Origin of the sequence: Micromonospora sp. DT201, from assembly GCF_049841575.1 — a bacterium.
Classification (GTDB): Bacteria; Actinomycetota; Actinomycetes; order Mycobacteriales; family Micromonosporaceae; genus Micromonospora.
In genome coordinates, this window is record NZ_JBNCKP010000025.1 from 65,014 (window position 1) to 84,778 (window position 19,765).

Here is a 19,765-nt window from a genome sequence, read left to right on the forward strand (position 1 = left end):
TGGTTGGGCGGTGGCGGTTTGGGCGTTCCCCGCGCTTGTCGCGCTGGTGCTGGGCCTGTGGCGGTTGACCGGTCCGGCGCTCTGGGCCGACGAGTTGGCCACCTGGGGTGCGGTCCGGTTGAGCTGGTCGCAGCTGTGGCAACTCGCCGGCTCGGTGGACGCGGTCCTGACCCCCTACTACGCCCTGATGAAGGCGTACGCCGCCGTGGCCGGCACGTCCACGGCCGCGTTGCGGCTGCCGTCGGTCGCCGCCTGCACCGTCGCCACGGTGGTGGTGACCGCGCTCGGGCGGCGGCTCGGTGGCGCCAGGATGGGTCTGCTGGCGGGGTCGATCTTCGCGATCCTGCCGGTGACGTCCCGGTACGCGCAGGAAGCCCGGTGCTACGCCCTGGTCATCCTCGGTGCGGCTGTCGCGGTGTTGTGCCTCGTCAGGCTGTTGGAGGAGCCCTCGCACCGTCGACTCGCCGAGTACGCCGCCGCCGTCGGATTCGTCGGGCTGCTGCATCCGCTCAACGGTCTGCTCATGCTCGCGGGTCACGCCGTCGCGGTCGGCTGGTGGCAGCTTCCCCGACGTGTCGAGGGCTGGCGGACCGCGCGGCGGTGGGTGACGGCGGCCGGTGTGGGAGTGCTGCCGGCGCTCGTGCTGTCCGTCTGGGGTTCCGGGCAGACAGCCCAGGTGTCCTGGATCGCGCTGGTCAGACTGACAGCGTTGCAGGCGTTCCCCGAACGGCTCTTTCACTCCGCGGCCGTCGGCGGGCTCGTCCTCGTCCTCGCGGTTCTCGGTGTGCGCCGCGCCCCGGCGTACGTCTGCCTGGCCGGTGCGGCGTACGTTCCGATCGCTCTGCTGTTGCTCGCTGGCACCCACTTTCACGTCTGGGTGGCCCGCTACGTGCTGGTCGCGCTGCCGGCGCTGGCCGTCCTCGCCGCGTCCGCCCTGACCCGCGTCGGACGATCGTCGACCGTCGCCGTGTTCTGCCTGGCGGTCGTCCTGGCTGTTCCCGCACACGTCGCCATCCGAGCCCATGCTGGTCACAGTCAGGATTCGTACCGCATCGCGGCGGTCATCAGCCCTCGCTACCAACCCGGCGACGTCGTGGTGTTTCCGGACAGCCACCCGAGCATCCCCTGGTCGCCACGGGACATCTACGAGCGCTACCTGCCCGCCCCGCGCCCTCCGGACGTGCTGCGCGTCGCCCCGCAGCGCGCCGATGGCAGGTTCCTGGCGACGGAGTGCCCCGATGCCAGCTGTCTCGGCACACCACCGCGCGTCTGGGTCGTCGGGGCCGACCCCTCGGCCGACCCGCTACGGGACATGGCGCCCGGCAAGCGGGAACGGATCAGCGACGACTACCGGCCCGTGCAGCGCTGGCAGTACCCACTGCTGAGCATCACCCTCCTGGAGCGCACGACCAGCCGGTAGCTCGCCGTCTTTGCCGTCTTTGCGAAAGACGAGCCGCTCAGGTGTCGTAGCTGCCCCGCCGTCGTCGGTGATAGGCGTAGGCGACGGCGGCGAGCAGTGGTCCCCACAGCAGCAGCGGAAGATAGCAGACATAGAAGATCGCGGCCTCCCACTCACCGCCCTGGGTGGGGAAGTCCGCAGGGAGCGGCTCGCCTCCCATGTTGACCCCGGCGGATATCCGGACGAAGGCGGTGGTCCACAGGACGGTCACGACGGCCGCGCCGAGCGTCGCGGGAATGAGGGCGGCCAGCGTCGGCACCCGGCGGCCCCCCAGTCCGGGGATCCAGCGCGGGACCCGCTCTCCCCAGCCGGCGACGAGCCCAACGGCGGTGAACGCGATCACCTCCGCCACGATCGAGAGGCAGACGAGGTACACCCGCCCGTCGAGCCCGACGCCGTCGCGGAACGCGACCGGTAGACGCCAGAGCCCCGACGGCAGCACGGTGAACGGGATGGCGTAAGCAGCAATTCGCGCCCAGCGGGGCACTCCCGCCACCGGGGCGTGGGCAGTCCACCACGCCGCACGTAGCCGCGATCCCCCTGTTCCGGCGACCACCGGGAGTGGCGGCGTGACGCCGCCGAGCCGATCACGTGTTCTCATGCCGTTCACGCTAGGAACTGGCGCGTCGGACCACCTCCCTCCAGCGAGGGAATGCACCACCTGGGGACGGTCGCCTCGCCGTACCGTTTCGTCAGGTGCGAGAGCTGGATCATCGGCGGTCCCGGGCGTCCCCGGAGCCCAGCGTGGTCTTCTCTCCCGGCCGGTCGGCGGCCGGCTCGGGCGAGCCGGCCGGGTCAGAGCCGGCCAGCGGCTGCGTACGCCCGGCCGGGGTGAGCCGGGCGGGCCACCAGAACCCGCGGCCCATCAGCACCGTAAGCGTCGGCACCAGCAGCGACGACACCAGCAGCGCGGAGATCAGGATGCCGGCGGCGACCGCGAAGCCCATCTCGGCGAGCAGGGCGACACCGGCGAGCGTGAGCGAGGAGAACGTGCCGGCCAGGATGACGGCCGCGGCCACCGCCGTCGGGCCGGTGTGCCGGATGGCCAGGCGCGCGGCCCCGCCGGGGGTGCGGCCCGCGCGCGTCTCCTCGCGCAGCCGGTCCACCATCAGGATGTTGTAGTCGGTGCCGATGGCGACCACGAACAGGTACATGAAGATTGGAACGTTGAAGATGATGCCGTCCTTGCCCAGCCCGTCCTGCATCACGAACACCGATGCGCCGAGCGTGGCCAGATAGCTGAGCCCGACCAGGACCATCAGCAGCACCGCGGCGACGATGCTGCGCAGCAGGGCGAGCAGAACGAGCGCGGTGAGCCCGGCGGCGAGCGGGAAGACCAGCGAGTAGTCCTGGTTGACCGCACTGCGGATGTCGGCGAAGGTCGCGGTCGGGCCGCCCACCAGGGCGTGGGTGCCGGCCGGGGCCGCGTTGTGCGCGATCGGCCGCAGCGTGTCGGCGACTGTGTCCACCGCCTCGGGGCTGCCGGAGTCGTGGTCGAGCAGCATGCTGATCTTGGCGATGGTGCGGTCCGGGCTGTACGACGCGGGGCCGGCCTGGCCGACCCCGTCGACGCCGGACAACTGCGACCGGAAGCTGTCGACGCCTGCCTCGTCGAGCGGCTGCCCGGTGTCGCTGACCAGCAGCACGGAGGTCGGGTTGAGGGCGCCTACCGGGAAGCCGCGCTGCAGGTCCCGCAGGGCGATCGCCGACTCGGTGTCCTGCGGGAGACCGGCGTTGTAGTCGTAGCTGGCCTGGAAGCGCAGCGCGCCCAGGGAGAGCAGCGCGAGGACGACGACCGCGGCGGCGGCCAGCACGCCGGCACGGTTCACGATCAGGTCACTGAGCTTGGCCGACGCCCGCGCCCGGGGCTGCCGCTGCCAGCTTGTGGACGGCCAGAACACCTTCGGCCCGAGCAGCGAGACGATCGCCGGGATCAGGGTGAGCGCGGTGACCACCGTGGCGGCGACCGCGATGGCCAGTGCCGGACCCTGCGCCTTGAACGAGCCGAACGAGGAGAACGCCAGGGTGCTGAACGCGATCACGATCGCCGCGCCGGCTGAGGTGATCACCTTGGCCACCCGGGCGGTCGCGTGGATCAGCGCTGTACGCGGGTCCTCGCCGGTGCGCAACTGTTCCCGGTATCGGAAGAGCAGGAAGAGGATGTAGTCGGTGCCGACGCCGAACAGCACGACGGTCACCCAGACCGTGACCGACTGCTCCGCGGTCAGGTCGAAGATCCGCTGGGCGATGCCGATCAGCTTCAACGAGACGAAGACCAGGACACCGATGGTCACCATGGGAAGCAGTGCGGCAACCGGGCTCCGGAAGATCAGCAGCTGCAGCACGATGATCAGGACGACCGTCGCCAGGGCGATGACCTGCTCGGCCGAGGCGAAGGCGTCCTGCGCGTCGATCACAATGCCGACGTCGCCGGTCATGCCCGCTAACAGATCGGTGTTCTCGAACAACGGCCCCGCGGCGGCCCGCAGCGCCCGGCCGGCCTCCTCGGTGCCGGGATCGCTCTGCGGGCCGTCGACGGTGATCTGGAGGAGCTGGACGAGGCCGTTCTCCGACACCGTCGCCTTGCTGGCCTGCACCTCGGTGACGTGCGGGATCGCCTTGTCCCGAAGCTGTCCGGCGACCTGCTCGACGAGTTGCTGATCGGCGCTGGTCAGCGCGGCGCCGTCGCGGCGCAGCACCACGAACGTCGCGGCGCTGCCGCCTCCGCTCTCCGCGAAGGCCGCCTCCTGCACCTTGCCAGCCTGGACGGACTCGTAGTGGGAGGGTAGGAAGTCGGCCTGATCACCGCTGGCGGACAGACCCGGTCCGAAAAACCCTACGATGGCCACGACGACCAGCCAGGCGCTGATCGTCCACCATGGGTGGCGGACCACACCTCGTGCCAACGTTTGGTACATCGGTCTCGTCCTTTCCAACCCCTCGGCCGGACACCACATCGTCTGCCGGTGCGCGATTCAGCCGATCACGCGGAGTTGAGGCGGCCGTGTGATGACCTTTCAGGTTCTGTGTGAGTTCGGATGCGGCCCGGACAGCGGATCAGCCGGCGATTCGGGTACACGCCATCCACCGTCGACGAACCGGGGACACCCGTACGTCGTCCTTAGTGGTTTCACAAGGTTTTCCCAGCGAACTCACAACGGCGCTGGGTCTCGGAGACGCACGGCACGGGCAGAATGGGTCGCGCAGGTGCTGCGAGCGTTGAATCGTTCAGGGGGCGAGTTGTGGTAATGCCGGATCGGACGGCCGACAGCTCCGCGACCACTGACCCCTCACCACGGGTCCTGGTCGTCGATGACGAACTCTTCCTGGCGGACCTGATCGCTTCCGCGCTGCGCTACGCGGGTTTCGCCTCGACCACGGCCGGGGACTGCGCAGAGGCGGAGGCCACCGTGACGCGCGAGCGGCCCGATCTGATCATCCTGGACGTGCTGCTGCCTGACGGCTCCGGCATCGACCTGTGCCGGCGGCTACGGGAGAACGGCGTCCTCGCCCCGGTGATCTTCCTGACCGCGCGGCGGACGGTCGCCGACAAGATCGAAGGGCTGAGCGTCGGCGGCGACGACTACCTGACCAAGCCGTTCAGCCTGGACGAGCTGGTCGCGCGGGCCCGGGCGATCCTGCGCCGGTCGCAGCTGGCCGCGCCCGCGCCGCCGCCGGAGGAGACCGGCGGGTTGCGCTACGCCGACCTGGTGATCGACCAGGAGGCGCACGTGGTGCGCCGGCAGAACGTGGTAATCGACCTGAGCCCCACCGAGTTCAACCTGCTGCGCTATCTGGTAGAGAACGCCGGCCGAGTGCTGTCCAAGCAGCAAATAGTCGACCAGGTGTGGGAGTACGACTTCGGCGGCAACCACGGCGTGGTCTCGACGTACATCAGCTATCTGCGCCGCAAGATCGACCAGTTCGATCCGCCGCTGATCCAGACCATCCCCCGGGTCGGCTACACGCTGCGCCTGCCGGCCGAGTGAGCGGGAGCCGAGTGAGCGGGATGAGCCTGCGGGGCCGGCTCATCGTCCTGGTCGCGGTGCTACTGGCGGCCGGGATGAGCGTGGCCGCGCTCGCCACCTTGGCCGCGCTGCGGTACTTCCTGATCACCCGCACCGACACCCAGCTCGATCAGCTGAGCACGGCGGTCGTGGCGCAGGTGAACAACGGCACCGGGCTGGGCCCGTCCGGCGTCGGCAGCGGCCGGCTGGCCAGCCCGGGCGGCCAGCCGTTCGTGCTTCTGCGGATCGTGTCCCCGGACGGCACCCTGTTGCTGGACCTGCAGAATCCGGGCGGGCAGGCGTCCGCGATCCGGCTACAGCCGAAGGATCCCAGCACGAGCAAACCGGACGGCGCGGTGTACGCGACCGTCACGCTGACAGATCAGCAGCCGAATCAGTGGCGGGTGCGATCCGGCTGGCTGCCCGACAGTCGGACGATCCTGCAGGTCGGTCTCCCGCTTACCGACTACGACGTGGCGAACCGCCAGCTCATCCGTACCCAGGCGGCCGCCACGGCGGTCATCCTGGCCGCCATGCTGCTGATCGCCTGGTGGCTGATCGGCCTGGGCACCCGCCCGCTGGACCGGATCGCCGAGGTGGCCGCGGACATCGGCGCCGGGCACCTGGACCGCAGGGTGCGCCCGGCCCGGCCGAATACCGAGATCGGGCGGCTCAGCGCGGCGCTCAACGCGATGCTGGTGCAGATCCAGACCGCCTTCAAGGAAAGGCAGACCTCGGAGGAGCGGCTGCGCCGGTTCGTCGCCGACGCGTCGCACGAGCTCAATACCCCGGTGGCGACCATCCGCGGGTATGCCGAGCTGTTCCGGCACGGCGCCGGCGCTCGGCCGGCCGACCTCGAGGTCGCGATGCGACGCATCGAGTCCGAGGCGACCCGGATGGGCCAACTGGTCAACGAACTGTTGGTGCTGGTGAAGCTGGACGAGGGCCGCCCGCTGGACCGGGACCAGGTGGATTTGACTCATCTGGCCAACGAAGCAGCGGCGGATGCCCGGGCCATCGCGCCCGGCCGCCCGCTGAGCGTGCAGGCGCCGGTTTCGCTCGTGGTCTCCGGCGACGAGTTGCGCCTGCGGCAGTTGCTGGCCAACCTGTTGTCCAACGTACGCCGGCACACTCCGCCGGGGACCGCCGCCGAGGTCCGGGTTTCCACCTCGAACGGCGCCGCGGTGATCGAGGTGGCCGACGACGGCCCGGGCCTGACCGAGGAGGACAGCCGACGGGTCTTCGAACGCTTCTACCGCAGCGCGACCTCGCGCAGCCGGCAGCGGGAGGGCTCCGGCATCGGCCTTGCCATCGTCGCGGCGATCGCCGAGGCGCACGGTGGCACGGCCGAGGTGAGCTCGGTGCCGGGTGAGGGCACCACCTTCACCGTACGCATCCCGCAAGACGAGCAGGCCTAACTCGACCGATCACGTCGTACCCACCGAAGCCGGTGCCGACGACCACCAGAGCGGCTGGGTTGCACGGTCCCTTTTGGTGGGCTCAGCTCGTCTAACGTGCAGCGCGTCGAGTCATTCGACGAGCCGGGCCTCCGCCCGGTCGATGGAGGCCTGCTCGTCTTCGCTGGTGCCGGCGAACCAGGTATCCGAGTCGGTGTGCACGCCGTCGGCGTCGAACCGGTGCAGCACCGCGTACCACCGCTTGTGGCGGTACCAGTCGTCGCCGGCTCCGGCACCGTCCTCAAGTGTCGCGGTGACGGAGCCGAAGAACCGGCCCTTGTCGTACCGCCCGATGAAGCGGGTGCGGTAGTCAGGCTCGTACGCGATCGGCACGCGGTCGGGACTCGCCATGGCGGGAGGTTACCGGGGCGGGTCTACGCCTGGGGTACCAGCCGGAACGACTGCGCCGCAGTGCCGTTGCAGGTGTATTGGACGAGCTGGACGCTGTCTGCCGTGGACGCTCCCGGCACGTCGAGACACTTGCCGCTGAGGCGGTTGACCAGGCGGTAGTAGCCGCCGCCCTCCGATTCGGCCCGCCACTGCTGGTTGTTGCCGCCACTGTAGGACCAGAGCTGGATCGGCGCCGAGTTCGCGGTCGACACATTTGTCACGTCGAGCACCTGGGCACTGTTGTTGCGGTTGTTGACCCGCAGGTAGCCACCGCTGGTCGGAACGAACTGATACTGCTGCGCGGCGCTGCTGTTGCAGGCGTACTGCTGGATGGCGGTGCCGTTCGCGCTGGCGGCGGCCCGCGCGTCCACGCACTTGCCGCTGCCCCGGTTGACCACGGTGTGCCAGGCGGTCGGCGAGATCGGGCCGGCCGTGGGGGTCGGCGTGGGCGTCGGGGTGGGGCTGGTGCCGACCCCGGCGAGCCAGTGCAGCCCGTCGATCAGGAGCTGGTTCTGCTGCGCGCTGTCGAAGGTCGACGACAGCCCGGTGTTGGTGCTGTAGTTCATCGCGTTGTGGCCGAAGTTGGCGTAGAGCATCTTGTATTGCCGGTTGCTCCACACCAGCGGGTAGTAGCCGCCGTACCAGGACTGGTTGGGGTCGGTGCCGACCGGGAAGCTGGACGGGTCGACCGAGGCGAGGATGTCGATGTTCGGGTTCTGCCGCAGGTCGTTGCTCCAGGAGTACCACTCGCTGATCGACGAGGGGAACGTCGCCGGGAGGTTCCGGGTGGCGGCGTGGGTGCGGTTGTCGGCGCGCATCGTGACCCGGGTGGGTCCCCAGGTGTTCGTCTGGAACGCGCCGGTGCCGAGGAAGGTGTTGTAGTACCAGCTCCAGCTCGACGGGTTGTCGGTCCACGCGCTGACGTGGAAGCCCAGCCACGCCCCGCCGTTCTGCATGTACTGCTGGAACGCGGCCCGCTGCCCGCTGGGCGGCGCGTCGTCCAGGAACATGATGACCTTGTACTGGGCCAGGTTGGCGGTGTTCAGCAGGCCCCAGTTGGTGGTGGCCTCCCAGGAGAAGCCGTACTGGGCTGCCGCCTGCGGGAACCAGGCCCGGGCGTCCTTGACGAAGTCGATGTGCGCGGCGTCCCAGGTGCCGTTGTAGAAGGCCAGGACCTTGAACGTCGGCGCGGCCTGCGCCTGCCGCGAGGCGTTGACCGCGAGGCCGGCGCTCAGCGCGACGATCAGGGCGACGAACAACGACAGGATCCTTCTGGTACGGGAGGAGAGTTCTGCGATCACCTGATCGTCCCTTCGCTGGGGACGCGCCGCCGCGTCGACCGGAGCCATTTGTTCACAAGGTTTACAGATAGATGAAAGGTTATGCCTTGCGTCGGGTGGCGTCAATCGTCGGCCAGCCGATCCGTGGGATTCCTGCGACAACGGGTACTCCGCGCCGGTGACCAGCCCGGATGTGGTGAACGTCGACCAGCCGCTCGCAGTGGACGTGCCCGCCGCGCCACACGACGCGAGCGGAGAGCGGGTGCCGACTCGCGACCTGGCCAGCCTCGCGCCGCCGGCCAGGTCCGCACGCCGCTGGACCCCGGGCCGGGTGGTCGCCACCCCGGCCGCGCTCGAGCACCCGCACGGCCAGCGGATCGTCACACTGGTGCAGGCACAGGGCATCGAGGTGGAACACCTGCGCTCCAACCGACTGACCGGCGTACGCGGGCAGACCGACCGGGAGACGTACGCCCGGGCCAAGGCGACCATGGCGATCGTGGTGAGCCCACCCTCGCGACGCGCCCTGCAACCCATCGCGCCCAGCGCCGACTGGCGGGTCGACCTGGCCGAGGGCTGCCCGGCACACTGCCAGTACTGCTACCTCGCCGGATCGCTGTCCGGCCCGCCGGTGACGCGGGTGTACGCGGACCTGGAGGACATCCTGGGCGGGCTGGCCGAGTACGCCGGGCGTGGCACGGTGACCAGCCGCAACGCCCGGCGTGCCGACGAGGGCACCACGTTCGAGGCGTCCTGCTACACCGACCCGCTGGCGTTGGAGCATCTGACCGGCAGCTGGCGACGGGCGGTGGAACACTTCGCCGACTGGGACGCACCTGTGCAGTTGCGCTGGACCACCAAGTACGCCGACGTGGCGACGTTCGTCGGCCTGCCGCACGCCGGTCGGACCCGGGTCCGGTTCAGCGTCAACTGCGCCCCGGTCAGCGAGCGGTTCGAGGGCGGCACCGCCCGGGTGCCGGACCGGCTGGCCGCGCTGCGCCGGCTCGCCCTCGACGGCTACCCGGTCGGGCTGACCATCGCGCCGATCATCGCGCTGCCCGACTGGCGGGAGCGCTATGGCGAGTTGCTCGACCAGGTCCGCGCGGCGGTCGACGGGGTGCCGGGTCTGGACCTGACCGCCGAGCTCATCACCCACCGGTTCACCCCGGGCAGCAAGGAGGTGCTGCTCGGCTGGTACCCCCGGACCCGCCTGGAGATGGACGAGGAGTCCCGCAGTCGCAAACACGGCAAGTTCGGCGCGGTGAAGTACGTCTACCCGCGCGACACCATGGCCGAGCTACGCGAGTGGTTCCACGCCGAGCTCGCGGCACGCGTACCGGCCTGCCGGATCCTCTACTGGACCTGACCGACGCCGGGCACCTGACCGACGGCCAGCGGATGGCGACTCAGACGCCGACGGTGCCGTCGACGCCCTCGCGTAGGAAGTCGGCGTGGCCGTTGTGCCGGGCGTACTCGTGGATCAGGTGCAGCATCACCAGCCGCAGCGACACGGTCTCGCCGGAGCGGACGTTGTGGCCCGTCACGTCCAGCGACGCCGCCGCCCGCTCGATTCGGCGGGCGTGCTCGACCTCGCGCTCCCAGGCGTCGAAGGCCTCGGCGCGGGTGGCCGACCTGGCGTCGTACGCCTGCTGGAAGTCGCCGGTCTCCGACCAGACCAACGGAATGTCCTCGCCGGAAATGACCCGCCGGAACCAGGCACGTTCCACCTCCGCCATGTGCCGCACCAGGCCAAGCAGGGACAGCGTGGAGGGCGGCATGGACTGCCGGCGCAGCTCCTCGTCGGAGAGACCCTCGCACTTGAGGGCCAGCGTCGCGCGATGGAAGTCGAGGAAGGCGCGCAGCGTCTCCCGCTCGTCGCCGGTGACCGGAGGGCCGATCCGTTCGGTAGTCATTGAAGTGATCATGCCGGATGGCACCGGCGGCGGCGGTGCCGGGGCACGCGTCAGCCGACCGAGGAGCGGGCGACCGGCGCGGTGAAGAACGTGTCCGGGTACGGCTCGTCGCGGAGGCTGTAGTGCCACCACTCGAGTTCGTAGTTGACGAACCCGGCGTCGGTCATCAGCCGCTGCAACAACCGACGGTTGTCTCGTGCCGTACCGGTGATGCGCGGGTCGGCGGTGTGCGCGCGGGCGTCGAAACAGTCGAAGCCCGTACCCATGTCGATGCTGTTGTCTTCGAACCGTTGCCCCCGTGGCGCGGTGCAGGCGACCAGCGGCTGCCCGGGCCGGTACGGGGGTTGGCTGGCGGCGGGCTCGTCGACCAGGGTCAGGTCCATGGTGCTGCCCCGGCTGTGCGCCGTGGGTGCCCCGATGTAACCCTCGGCGAAGAGCCGGTCCTTGGCCACGTCCGGATAGAACTCGGCCTTCGTCTCCTGCTCGCCGGGGCGCTTGGCCCAGGCGACGAAGTCGTCCACCGCCGGCTGCGGGCGGTAGCAGTCGTACACCTTGAGGCTGTGCCCACCGGCCAGCGCGGCGTCCTGCACCCGGCGCAGCGCCTCGGCCGCCTGTCGGGTGAGCAGGCACAGCGGCTCCGGATACGCGGTGATCGGGCGGCCGACGAAGTTGTGCGCGGTGGCGTACCGGATGTCGGCGTGGATGCGCGGGTCGAAGTCGGTCAGCACCACGAACCTCGGCAACCGGTCCGCGGCGGGGACGGACGAGGTGGAGGTGGGACTGGGGACGGGGGTTGGCCGGGGAGTGGGGCTCACCGGCGTCGACTGCGGCGCGGCCGGCGCGGGGCGGGGCTCCGGCCGTGAGCAGCCGCCGAGCAGCGCGGCGAGCGCGAGCACGACGGCGATGCGGTAGCGCACAAGTCCTGTCTATCAGCCCCGCCCGGCACGGGGTGCCGGATCAGCCCCGCCGGCACCCCGTGCCGGATCATCCTGCGGTCAGGTGTTCGCGCAGGAAGACCAGCGCGGCCTCGTCGTCGTCGATCCCGCCGGCCTCGTGGCCGTTGTACCGCCACACCGCCAACTCGGTCGGCCCGGCGTGGGCGTTGACCGCCGCGTAGACCGTCGACGGGGGCACGATGTCGTCCATCAACGCGACCGAGTACCGCGCCGGGCGGCGGCAGCGTCGGGCGAAGTTGACCCCGTCGACGTACGCCAGGGTGGTCAGCACCTGTTCCTCGGCGTTGCGGTGGATCGCCAGGTAGTCGCGGATCTCCCGGTAGGGGCGGGCGGCGGTGGTCACCACCGCGTGCGGGATGTCGCAGAGGAACGGCACGAATGCGACCACCGCCCGCACCCCGGGTGCCAACGTGCCGGCGGCGAGCGCCAGCCCGCCGCCCTGACTGTGCCCGAGCACCGCCACCCGGGTCGGGTCGACCACCGGGAGGGTCCGGACGGCGTCCACCGCCCGGACCGCGTCGGTGATCAGTCGCCGGTAGTAGTAGGTTTTCGGGTCGGCGATGCCCCGGGTGGTCACCCCGGGCGCCTCCGGGCCGGCTGCGCCGAGGTCCGGGGTGTCCCCCCGGCTCCATCCCGAGCCCTGCCCCCGGGTGTCCATCTGCAGGTGCGCGAACCCGGCCGACACCCAGAGCAGGTTCTCCAACGGGTGCCCACGCCCGCCGCCGTAGCCGGCGAACTGGACCACGGTCGGCAGCGCCGTGTCGGCGCCGCGAGGCACCCGCAGCCAGGCTCGCACGGGCTGGCCTGCGAAACCCGCGAACGTCACGTCGAGTACGTCGATACTTGCCAGCCCGGTTTCGACCGGCTCGGCCCGCACCGGCCAGCCAGCCTCCCGGGCCTCGGCCAGGGTGCCGGCCCAGAAGTCGTCGAAGTCCGCAGGGGCCCGGACCACCCCACGGTAGCCACGCAACTGTTCCTCAGGTAGATCGGTGTACATGGCCGCCCTCGGTCCACTGAATTTCCGGAAGATTTCCGTAACTTGGCGAACGCTAGAACCGACCTGGCATGTCGTCAACCCGCATCGGTGGGGCAAGATGACGCGTGGAACGGGCACGCCGTTTCGGGACACACGGTGGACGACGTTTTTCGGTCGTTCTTCCGGCTCGGTGAAGGAGACGCGGGTGGGCGCGGACGACGGACGCAGGGTGACCATCACCGCGATCGCACGGGAGGCCGGGGTGTCGGTGCCGACCGTTTCCCGGGTGCTCAACGGTCGCTCCGATGTGGCCCCGGACACCCGGGAGCGAGTCGAGGAGCTGCTGCGTCACCACGGCTACCGGCGTCGCACCAGCCGCAGCGTGCGCCGCGCCGGCCTCGTCGACCTGGTCTTCAACGACCTGGACAGCCCCTGGGCCGTGGAGATCATCCGGGGCGTGGAGGATGTCGGGCACGGCGCGGGCGTCGGCACGGTGGTCTCCGCGATCCACCGGCAGCCGACCGCTGCCCGGCAGTGGTTGCAGAATCTGCGCACCCGGGCCACCGACGGCGTCATCTTCGTGACGTCGCACCTGAGCCCGCCGCTGCACGCGCAACTACGCCGCCTCAACGTGCCGGTGGTGGTCGTCGACCCGGCCGGCGTGCCGGCCATGGACGTGCCGACGATCGGCGCCACCAACTGGGCTGGCGGGCTCGCCGCGACCGAACACCTGCTCGCGATCGGGCACCGGCGCATCGGCCTCGTGGCCGGGCCGACGCACCTGCTGTGCAGCCGTGCGCGGCTCGACGGTTACCGGGCCGGGTTGGAGAGCGCCGGTGTGCCGGTGGACGACAAGCTTGTCTACCCAGGCGATTTCTACCACGCCTCCGGGTTCGCCGGCGGGACCGCGCTGCTCGACCTGGCCGATCCGCCGACCGGCATCTTCGCCGCCAGTGACCAGATGGCCTTCGGCGTCTACGAGGCCATCCGGCGCCGGGGCCTACGGGTGCCCGACGACGTGAGCGTTGTCGGCTTCGATGACCTGCCCGAGGCTCGCTGGGCTTCACCACCGCTGACCACTGTGCGCCAACCGTTGGTCGAGATGGGACGGTTGGCGGCACGGACCGTGCTGCGCCTGGCCCAGGGTGAGGGCATCGACTCGCCGCGGGTCGAGCTCGCCACGGAAATGGTCGTACGCGACAGCACCGCACCGCCGACCGGCTCGTCTAGCCCGTCGTGACGGTCGGAACTGGGTCGGTAACCGGTCGGACCAGTTCCGATCCGCTTCCGAAAATTCCAGGTGCCCGGCGTGCCCGCTGGGCGCTACCGAACCCGCTGGCGCGGTGAGCGACCGAGCGTCGCCCACCGCGCCATGCTCTCAGTGGTGGTGTGCGCGGACGGCCTTGCGAATGTCGACAGGCAGCGCGGGCGCGCCGTCGACCGGTGCCGGGTCCTCGGCGGTCGGTGCCACTCCCCCGGCCACGATCCGGTCCAGCGTGGCGAGACCGGCCCCATCGATCTCGCCGAAGATCGTGTAGTTGGGGCGCAGCGCCGAGTTCGCGTAGACCAGGAAGAACTGGCTGCCGTTGGTGTCCGGCCCGGCGTTGGCCATGGCCAGCACGCCCCGCGCGTACACCCGACGCTCCCCGGTGGGATCGGTGGGTGCCGGCGGCAGGTCGGTCGGCAGTTCGTCGCGGTACCGGTACCCCGGGCCACCCTCGCCGGTGCCGGACGGGTCACCGCACTGCAGCACGCTCAGCGTGGGGTACGTGGTGAGCCGATGGCACGAGGTGCGGTCGTAGAAACGCTTGCCAACCAGGTGCAGGAAGCTCTGCACGGTGCAGGGCGCGGCGGCCCGGTCCAGGGTCAACCCGATCGGCCCGTGGTTGGTCGACAGGGTCACCCGGACGCTGCCCCGGGCCGGGGTGCGTCGCGGGTCGGGCGGCAGCGGCACCGGCCGGGCCGCGGGCTCGTCTGGCGTCTCCGTGTACGCGCAGGGGCCGTGGGTGGTGCGCGGCGGCCGGGTGGCGGTGTCGACGGTGGTGGCCGTCGTGGCGGACGCCGTCACCGCGTCGACCGACGGGCCGGGGGCGGCGAGCGCGGTGGTGGACGCGCCGACGACCAGTGCTGCGGCGAGCACGGTCACCCCCGCGAGGCGGGTCAGGGCGCGCACCGGCGGGCGGGGTGTCGCCACACCGGGGCGCGGTTCGAGTTCACTCGACACTGGGATCCTCCTGGACTCGTGGTGCCAGAAAGATCGGAGTCTATGGACGTCAGCGCCCGATGTCGATCCGTCAGGCCAGCCGACGGCGACGCCGCCACAGCAGCCCGCCCAACAGCGCCAGCACCCCCGCGCCACTCACCGCGGTCACCCACCACAGCCACCCCGAGCCGGTACGCGCTGGCCCGCTGGCCGCCGCTGGCCGAGGGCCACCGGGCACCGCCAGCGCGGACGGCGCCGCCGACGGCGTGGCGGTCAGCTCACCCGGTTCGACCAACCGACCGACGGAGGCGTCCCGGGGCAGCGTGAAGCCCCAGTCCAGCAGGGCCGCGCCCTGCTCCCAGCCGCGCTTCGGTGCCGGTTCGGCACCCAACAGGGTCACCACCAACCGTCGCCCGCCGCGTTCGGCGGCACCCACGTAGGTGTGCCGGGCCAGGTCGGTGAAGCCGGTCTTGCCACCGAGCGCACCCGGGTACTTGAAGATGAGCTGGTTTTCGTTCTGGATCTGGAAACCCTTGGTGCGCTGCGCCGGCTGGGCGGGAATCGCCGCCTGCTTCGTCAGCGCGTACCGGCGGAAGGTCGGCTCGGCGAAGCAGGCCCGGGCGATCAACGCCAGGTCGTAGGCGCTGGTGAACTGACCCTTGCCGTCCAGCCCCGACGGCGTGACCGCGTGCGTCTGGAGCGCGCCGAGCCGGTGCGCCTGCTCGTTCATGGCCGCGACGCCGCCAGACGCGTTCCCGCCGCCGCCGAGGCGGGCCAGCGCGTTGGCCGCCTCGTTGCCGGAGTTGAGCAGCAGCCCGAGCCAGATGGTCTCGATGGTGTAGCGGCCGCCCTCGACCAGGCCGACGGCGGACGAGCCGGGCTCGATGTTCATGTCGTCCGCGGTGACGGTGACCGTCTGCTTCGGGTCCAGTCGGGGCAGCATCGTGGCGGCGAGCAGTAGTTTCTGCACGCTGGCCGGGGTGCCGTACTCGTGTGGGCCGCAGCCGCCGAGCACCTGGCCGCTGTCCAGGTCGGCGACCAGCCACGACGTGGCCGTGATCCCCGGTGGCGCGGCGGCGTCGGCCGGCACGACCAGCCCGGCCGTGTCCAGCGCCGCGCCGCCGACCACCCGCTGCTCGGGCACGGCGGGCGGGGGCGTGGGCCGGGGCGGACGGGACATCGCCGGCGCCGGCACCCGGGGGCATCGGACGGTCGGCCCGGCAGGCGCTCCCGCGGCGGCGACCGGCGCGGGAGCGAGCAGGATGACGGACGCCGTGGCGGCCAGCAGCGCAGCTCTCATGTGCCCGACCCTAGTCAACAAGATCGCACGGCGGGACGGGATACCCCGGTCGGTCAACGGGCGCCGCCGCGAGCGCGCAGGTAGTCGTGCAGCGCGGCGCTCCCCCGCAGCCGACGCAGGCTGCGGCCATGCAGCTCCTGCTCGCGGCGGGCCAGCTCGGCACGGACCCGCTGCGCGCTGCCGGTGCTGCGCAGTTCGCCCAGCACCGCCGCAATGATCTCGAACGGGTACGCGCCTCGGCGTAGCAACGCGATGACCTGCGCGGCGCGTAGCTCCGTCTCGTCGTACACCCGGTAGTTGGTGCCCGGCGTGCGGCCCGGGCGCAGCAGTGCGCGCTCCTCCCACAGCCGCAGTTGCGAGGTCCGGACCCCGACCAGTGCGGCGACCTCGCCGATGCGGGCGCCGTGACGGGGTGCCGGTCGGGCCTGCGGTGGGCTGGCCAGCACGGTCTCGAAGGCGCCGAGCACCCGACGGATCTCTGCGCGTTCCCGGTCCAGCTCGGCGTGGCCGCCGTCGAGCGCCGCGAGGGCCGCCGGCAGGTCACCCCTGTGCACCGCCGCCATGATCTCCCGGGTACGGCTCCAGCCGTGTCCCTCGGCCAGCCGCCGCGCCACGGTCAGCGCCCGTGCGTGCTCGGTCGTGAAGATCCGGTAGCCGCTCGCGGAGCGCCCCACCGGCGGCAGCACACCCTGCTCGACGTAGTTGCGGACCTGCTGCACCGAGATCCCGACGGTGGCCGCCAGATCCACGGCGCGTAGCCGATCCCCCGGGGCGATGTCCACGTTAGTCACCGTACTGCTTACGACGTGAATTGAGACTTTCCGGGGCGTCCTACAGAACCTTGCGCTCGAATCTCGCCGAAAGTCTCTACATGGGGATGAATGAGACAATGGAACCCGCCAGTGCCCGACGGGACGGAACTCCCGCCATGACTCCGTGAAGGGTTCGCATGTCGCAGCCAGCATGGTCCGCCGCCGACAGCCACGACATGATCGAGGTACGCGGAGCGCGGGAGAACAATCTCGCCAGCGTCTCGGTCGACATCCCCAAGCGCCGGTTGACCGTCTTCACCGGTGTCTCCGGGTCGGGCAAGTCGTCGCTGGTCTTCGGCACCATCGCCGCCGAGTCCCAACGCATGATCAACGAGACCTACAGCGCGTTCCTCCAGTCGTTCATGCCGAACCTCAACCGGCCCGACGTCGACTCGCTGCGCAATCTCAGCGCGGCCATCGTCGTCGACCAGGAGCGGATGGGCGCCAACTCCCGCTCCACCGTCGGCACCGCCACCGACGCGTACGCGATGCTGCGGATCCTCTTCAGCCGTCTCGGCGACCCGTCGGTGGGCGGGTCGGGGGCGTTCAGCTTCAACCTGCCCGAAGGCATGTGCCCCACCTGCGAAGGGCTGGGCCGGGTCTCCGACCTCGACGTCAACGAGCTGGTGGACGTCGAGCGTTCCCTCAACGACGGCGCCATCACCGTGCCCAACTTCGCGGTCGACTCCTGGTACTGGCAGACCATCGTCGGCTCCGGCCTGTTCGACCCCGACGTCAAGCTGCAGGACTTCACCCCGCAACAGTGGGAGGACTTCCTCCACAAACCGTCCACGAAGATCAAGGTGGGCAGCAACAACTGGACGTACGAGGGCTTGGCGGTCAAGGTCAAGAGGTTGTTCCTCGCCAAGGACCGCGAGTCGATGCAACCGCACATCCGCGCCTTCGTCGACCGGGCGGTCACCTTCACCAGCTGCGGCGACTGCGGCGGCACCCGACTCAACGCGGCGGCCCTGTCGTCGCGGATCGCCGGGCACAACATCGCCGACTGCTCGGCCATGCAGATCAGCGACCTGGCCGCGTTCGTCCGGGGCGTCGACGACCCGGCGGTGGCACCGCTGATCGCCAACCTGCGGGACCTGCTGGAGTCGCTCATCGAGATCGGGCTGGGCTACCTCAGCCTGGACCGTGAGTCGGCAACCCTGTCCGGCGGTGAGGCGCAACGGGTGAAAATGGTCCGACACCTCGGCTCCAGCCTCTCCGACGTCACGTACGTCTTCGACGAACCCACCGTCGGCCTGCACCCGCACGACATCGCCCGGATGAACGACCTGCTGCTGCGGCTGCGCGACAAGGGCAACACCGTGCTGGTCGTCGAGCACAAACCGGAGACCATCGCGATCGCCGACCACGTGGTCGACCTCGGCCCCGGTGCCGGCGGCGACGGCGGCCGGATCTGCTTCACCGGCGATGTGCCCAGCCTGCGCCGCTCCGACACGCTCACCGGCCGACACCTGGACCACCGGGTGACCCTGCGCGACCACGTACGCCCACCGACCGGGCAACTCGCCATCCGCCAAGCCGACCTGCACAACCTGCGCGACGTGGACGTGGACCTCCCGCTCGGGGTGCTCACCGTCGTCACCGGCGTGGCCGGCTCCGGTAAGAGCTCACTGATCCACGGGTCGCTGCGCCGCCGTTCCGGAGTCGTGATCGTCGACCAGTCCGCGATTCGTGGGTCACGACGTAGCAACCCGGCAACCTACAGCGGGCTGCTCGACCCGATCCGTACCGCCTTCGCCAAGGCCAACGGTGTCAAGGCAGCGCTGTTCAGCGCCAACTCCGAGGGCGCCTGCCCCACCTGCAAGGGGATCGGGCTGATCTACACGGACCTGGCGATGATGGCCGGCGTCGCCAGCGTCTGCGAACGGTGTGAGGGGCGGCGGTTCACCGACGAGGTGCTCACGTACACGCTGCGCGGCAAGAACATCAGCGAAGTGCTGGCCATGTCGGTCGCCGAAGCGCACGGTTTCTTCCCCACCGGGCCCGCGCACCTCATCCTCGGTCGGCTGGTCGACGTCGGGCTGGGCTACCTCAGCCTCGGCCAGCCGCTGACCACCCTGTCGGATGGGGAACGGCAACGACTCAAGCTGGCCATCCGCCTGGCGGAGAAGACCACCACGTACGTGCTGGACGAGCCAACCACGGGCCTGCACCTGGCCGACGTGGACCAACTGTTGGCTCTGCTCGACCGGATGGTCGACAGCGGAAACACGGTGATCGTCATCGAGCACCACCAGGCGGTCATGGCCCACGCGGACTGGATCATCGACCTCGGCCCGGGCGCCGGGCACGACGGCGGCCAGGTCGTCTTCACCGGCACCCCCGCCGACTTGGTCGCCCACGGCGACACCCTCACCGCCCACCACCTACGGGAGTACGTCAACGAGCCGGCGCAGATCGCCCAGGGATAACAGCACCCGACGGCGGCTGTCAGGAGACGCGGCGCAGCCAACGTCGCTGCCAGGGGGTCTCCACCGCCTTCGGGTGATAGCCCGCCCGGACCCACGACACCGCCCGCTCGGCCGGCAGGCCGTCGAGGATCGCCAACGCGGCCAACGCCGTTCCGGTACGCCCCACCCCACCCCGACAGGCCACCTCGACGCGCTCACCGTCCTGCGCCCGCCGCAGCGCCGCCCGCAGGGCATCGAGGGCATCCGCCCGATCGACCGGTACCCAGAAGTCGGGCCACCGGATCCGCCGATACGGCCAGGTCGGCTCCGGGCCGGGCGCCAACAGCAGGGCGAAGTCGGCTCGTGCGGCAGCCGCGCCGATGCGGCGTCCGCGCACCGTCGCCCCACTGGGGAGTACGAGTACGCCCAGCTGCTCGGACCAGGGCTGAGCATCAGTCATCCCAGCATTGTGCCGCCAGCCCGACGGGCGGACACAGACAGCGCCGCCCCCGGCCGGTTGGTCAGGGGCGGCGCTGGTGTCGGTGTGCAGGTCGCCTCTCGGCGAGTGGCGCGACGCGGCTCCAGCCGAACGGTATTCCGC

The 19,765-nt window shown here is 70.8% G+C and carries 17 protein-coding genes; 6 read left to right on the forward strand and 11 right to left on the reverse strand.

Annotated elements, in window-relative coordinates; all coding sequences use genetic code 11:
• The first annotated feature begins 10 nt into the window (after window positions 1-10).
• The gene (locus ACLQ28_RS29960; RefSeq protein ID WP_425689616.1) at window positions 11-1,420 is read left to right on the forward strand and encodes a glycosyltransferase family 39 protein; all 1,410 of its coding nucleotides are present in this window, start codon (window positions 11-13) and stop codon (window positions 1,418-1,420) included.
• A 37-nt stretch (window positions 1,421-1,457) separates the two neighbouring features.
• Here ACLQ28_RS29960 and ACLQ28_RS29965 read toward each other — a convergent pair whose 3' ends face one another.
• Window positions 1,458-2,060, reverse strand: coding sequence for a hypothetical protein (locus ACLQ28_RS29965; protein ID WP_425689617.1), 603 nt, complete (start codon window positions 2,058-2,060; stop codon window positions 1,458-1,460).
• Window positions 2,061-2,169: 109 nt separating this feature from the next.
• The gene (locus tag ACLQ28_RS29970; protein WP_425689618.1) at window positions 2,170-4,377 is read right to left on the reverse strand and encodes an MMPL family transporter; all 2,208 of its coding nucleotides are present in this window, start codon (window positions 4,375-4,377) and stop codon (window positions 2,170-2,172) included.
• A gap of 330 nt (window positions 4,378-4,707) precedes the next feature.
• Between ACLQ28_RS29970 and ACLQ28_RS29975 the strand changes: the two genes are divergently transcribed.
• Both ACLQ28_RS29975 and ACLQ28_RS29980 read left to right on the forward strand, forming a co-directional pair.
• Complete coding sequence (locus tag ACLQ28_RS29975) at window positions 4,708-5,448, forward strand: response regulator transcription factor (protein WP_425689619.1); 741 nt, start codon at window positions 4,708-4,710, stop codon at window positions 5,446-5,448.
• 20 nt (window positions 5,449-5,468) lie between these two features.
• Entirely contained in the window at window positions 5,469-6,884 is a 1,416-nt protein-coding gene (locus ACLQ28_RS29980) for a sensor histidine kinase (RefSeq protein WP_425689633.1), read from the forward strand.
• A 111-nt stretch (window positions 6,885-6,995) separates the two neighbouring features.
• Here the strand turns inward: ACLQ28_RS29980 and ACLQ28_RS29985 are convergent, their stop codons facing one another.
• Window positions 6,996-7,274: a hypothetical protein gene (locus ACLQ28_RS29985; RefSeq protein WP_425689620.1), complete on the reverse strand. Its 279-nt coding sequence runs from the start codon at window positions 7,272-7,274 to the stop codon at window positions 6,996-6,998.
• A gap of 23 nt (window positions 7,275-7,297) precedes the next feature.
• Window positions 7,298-8,614 carry an RICIN domain-containing protein gene (locus tag ACLQ28_RS29990; RefSeq protein ID WP_425689621.1) on the reverse strand — a complete coding sequence of 439 codons (1,317 nt, stop codon included), beginning with the start codon at window positions 8,612-8,614 and terminating at the stop codon, window positions 7,298-7,300.
• A gap of 157 nt (window positions 8,615-8,771) precedes the next feature.
• Between ACLQ28_RS29990 and ACLQ28_RS29995 the strand changes: the two genes are divergently transcribed.
• On the forward strand, window positions 8,772-9,959 hold the full coding sequence (locus tag ACLQ28_RS29995) for a spore photoproduct lyase family protein (RefSeq protein ID WP_425689622.1): 1,188 nt from the start codon (window positions 8,772-8,774) through the stop codon (window positions 9,957-9,959).
• A 40-nt stretch (window positions 9,960-9,999) separates the two neighbouring features.
• On the opposite strand, the gene ACLQ28_RS30000 is transcribed toward ACLQ28_RS29995, so the two are convergent.
• From ACLQ28_RS30000 to ACLQ28_RS30010, 3 genes are all read right to left on the reverse strand, one after another.
• Window positions 10,000-10,506 (reverse strand): DinB family protein, encoded by a 507-nt coding sequence (locus tag ACLQ28_RS30000; RefSeq protein ID WP_363722358.1) that lies wholly within the window; start codon window positions 10,504-10,506, stop codon window positions 10,000-10,002.
• Window positions 10,507-10,556: 50 nt separating this feature from the next.
• Window positions 10,557-11,423: a M15 family metallopeptidase gene (locus ACLQ28_RS30005; protein WP_425689623.1), complete on the reverse strand. Its 867-nt coding sequence runs from the start codon at window positions 11,421-11,423 to the stop codon at window positions 10,557-10,559.
• A 67-nt stretch (window positions 11,424-11,490) separates the two neighbouring features.
• Window positions 11,491-12,459 (reverse strand): acetylxylan esterase, encoded by a 969-nt coding sequence (locus ACLQ28_RS30010; protein WP_425689624.1) that lies wholly within the window; start codon window positions 12,457-12,459, stop codon window positions 11,491-11,493.
• 184 nt (window positions 12,460-12,643) lie between these two features.
• Between ACLQ28_RS30010 and ACLQ28_RS30015 the strand changes: the two genes are divergently transcribed.
• The gene (locus ACLQ28_RS30015) at window positions 12,644-13,678 is read left to right on the forward strand and encodes a LacI family DNA-binding transcriptional regulator (protein ID WP_425689625.1); all 1,035 of its coding nucleotides are present in this window, start codon (window positions 12,644-12,646) and stop codon (window positions 13,676-13,678) included.
• A gap of 138 nt (window positions 13,679-13,816) precedes the next feature.
• Here the strand turns inward: ACLQ28_RS30015 and ACLQ28_RS30020 are convergent, their stop codons facing one another.
• The 3 genes from ACLQ28_RS30020 to ACLQ28_RS30030 form a co-directional block, all read right to left on the reverse strand.
• Window positions 13,817-14,506 (reverse strand): peptidylprolyl isomerase, encoded by a 690-nt coding sequence (locus ACLQ28_RS30020; protein ID WP_425689634.1) that lies wholly within the window; start codon window positions 14,504-14,506, stop codon window positions 13,817-13,819.
• 226 nt (window positions 14,507-14,732) lie between these two features.
• Window positions 14,733-15,941 (reverse strand): D-alanyl-D-alanine carboxypeptidase family protein, encoded by a 1,209-nt coding sequence (locus tag ACLQ28_RS30025; protein ID WP_425689626.1) that lies wholly within the window; start codon window positions 15,939-15,941, stop codon window positions 14,733-14,735.
• A gap of 53 nt (window positions 15,942-15,994) precedes the next feature.
• Window positions 15,995-16,732, reverse strand: coding sequence for a MerR family transcriptional regulator (locus ACLQ28_RS30030; protein ID WP_425689627.1), 738 nt, complete (start codon window positions 16,730-16,732; stop codon window positions 15,995-15,997).
• Between the two features lie 158 nt (window positions 16,733-16,890).
• Between ACLQ28_RS30030 and ACLQ28_RS30035 the strand changes: the two genes are divergently transcribed.
• Window positions 16,891-19,185, forward strand: coding sequence for an excinuclease ABC subunit UvrA (locus ACLQ28_RS30035; protein ID WP_425689628.1), 2,295 nt, complete (start codon window positions 16,891-16,893; stop codon window positions 19,183-19,185).
• A gap of 19 nt (window positions 19,186-19,204) precedes the next feature.
• Here ACLQ28_RS30035 and ACLQ28_RS30040 read toward each other — a convergent pair whose 3' ends face one another.
• Window positions 19,205-19,624, reverse strand: a complete 420-nt coding sequence (locus tag ACLQ28_RS30040; protein WP_425689629.1) for a protein-tyrosine phosphatase family protein — start codon at window positions 19,622-19,624, stop codon at window positions 19,205-19,207.
• Window positions 19,625-19,765 lie beyond the last annotated feature (141 nt).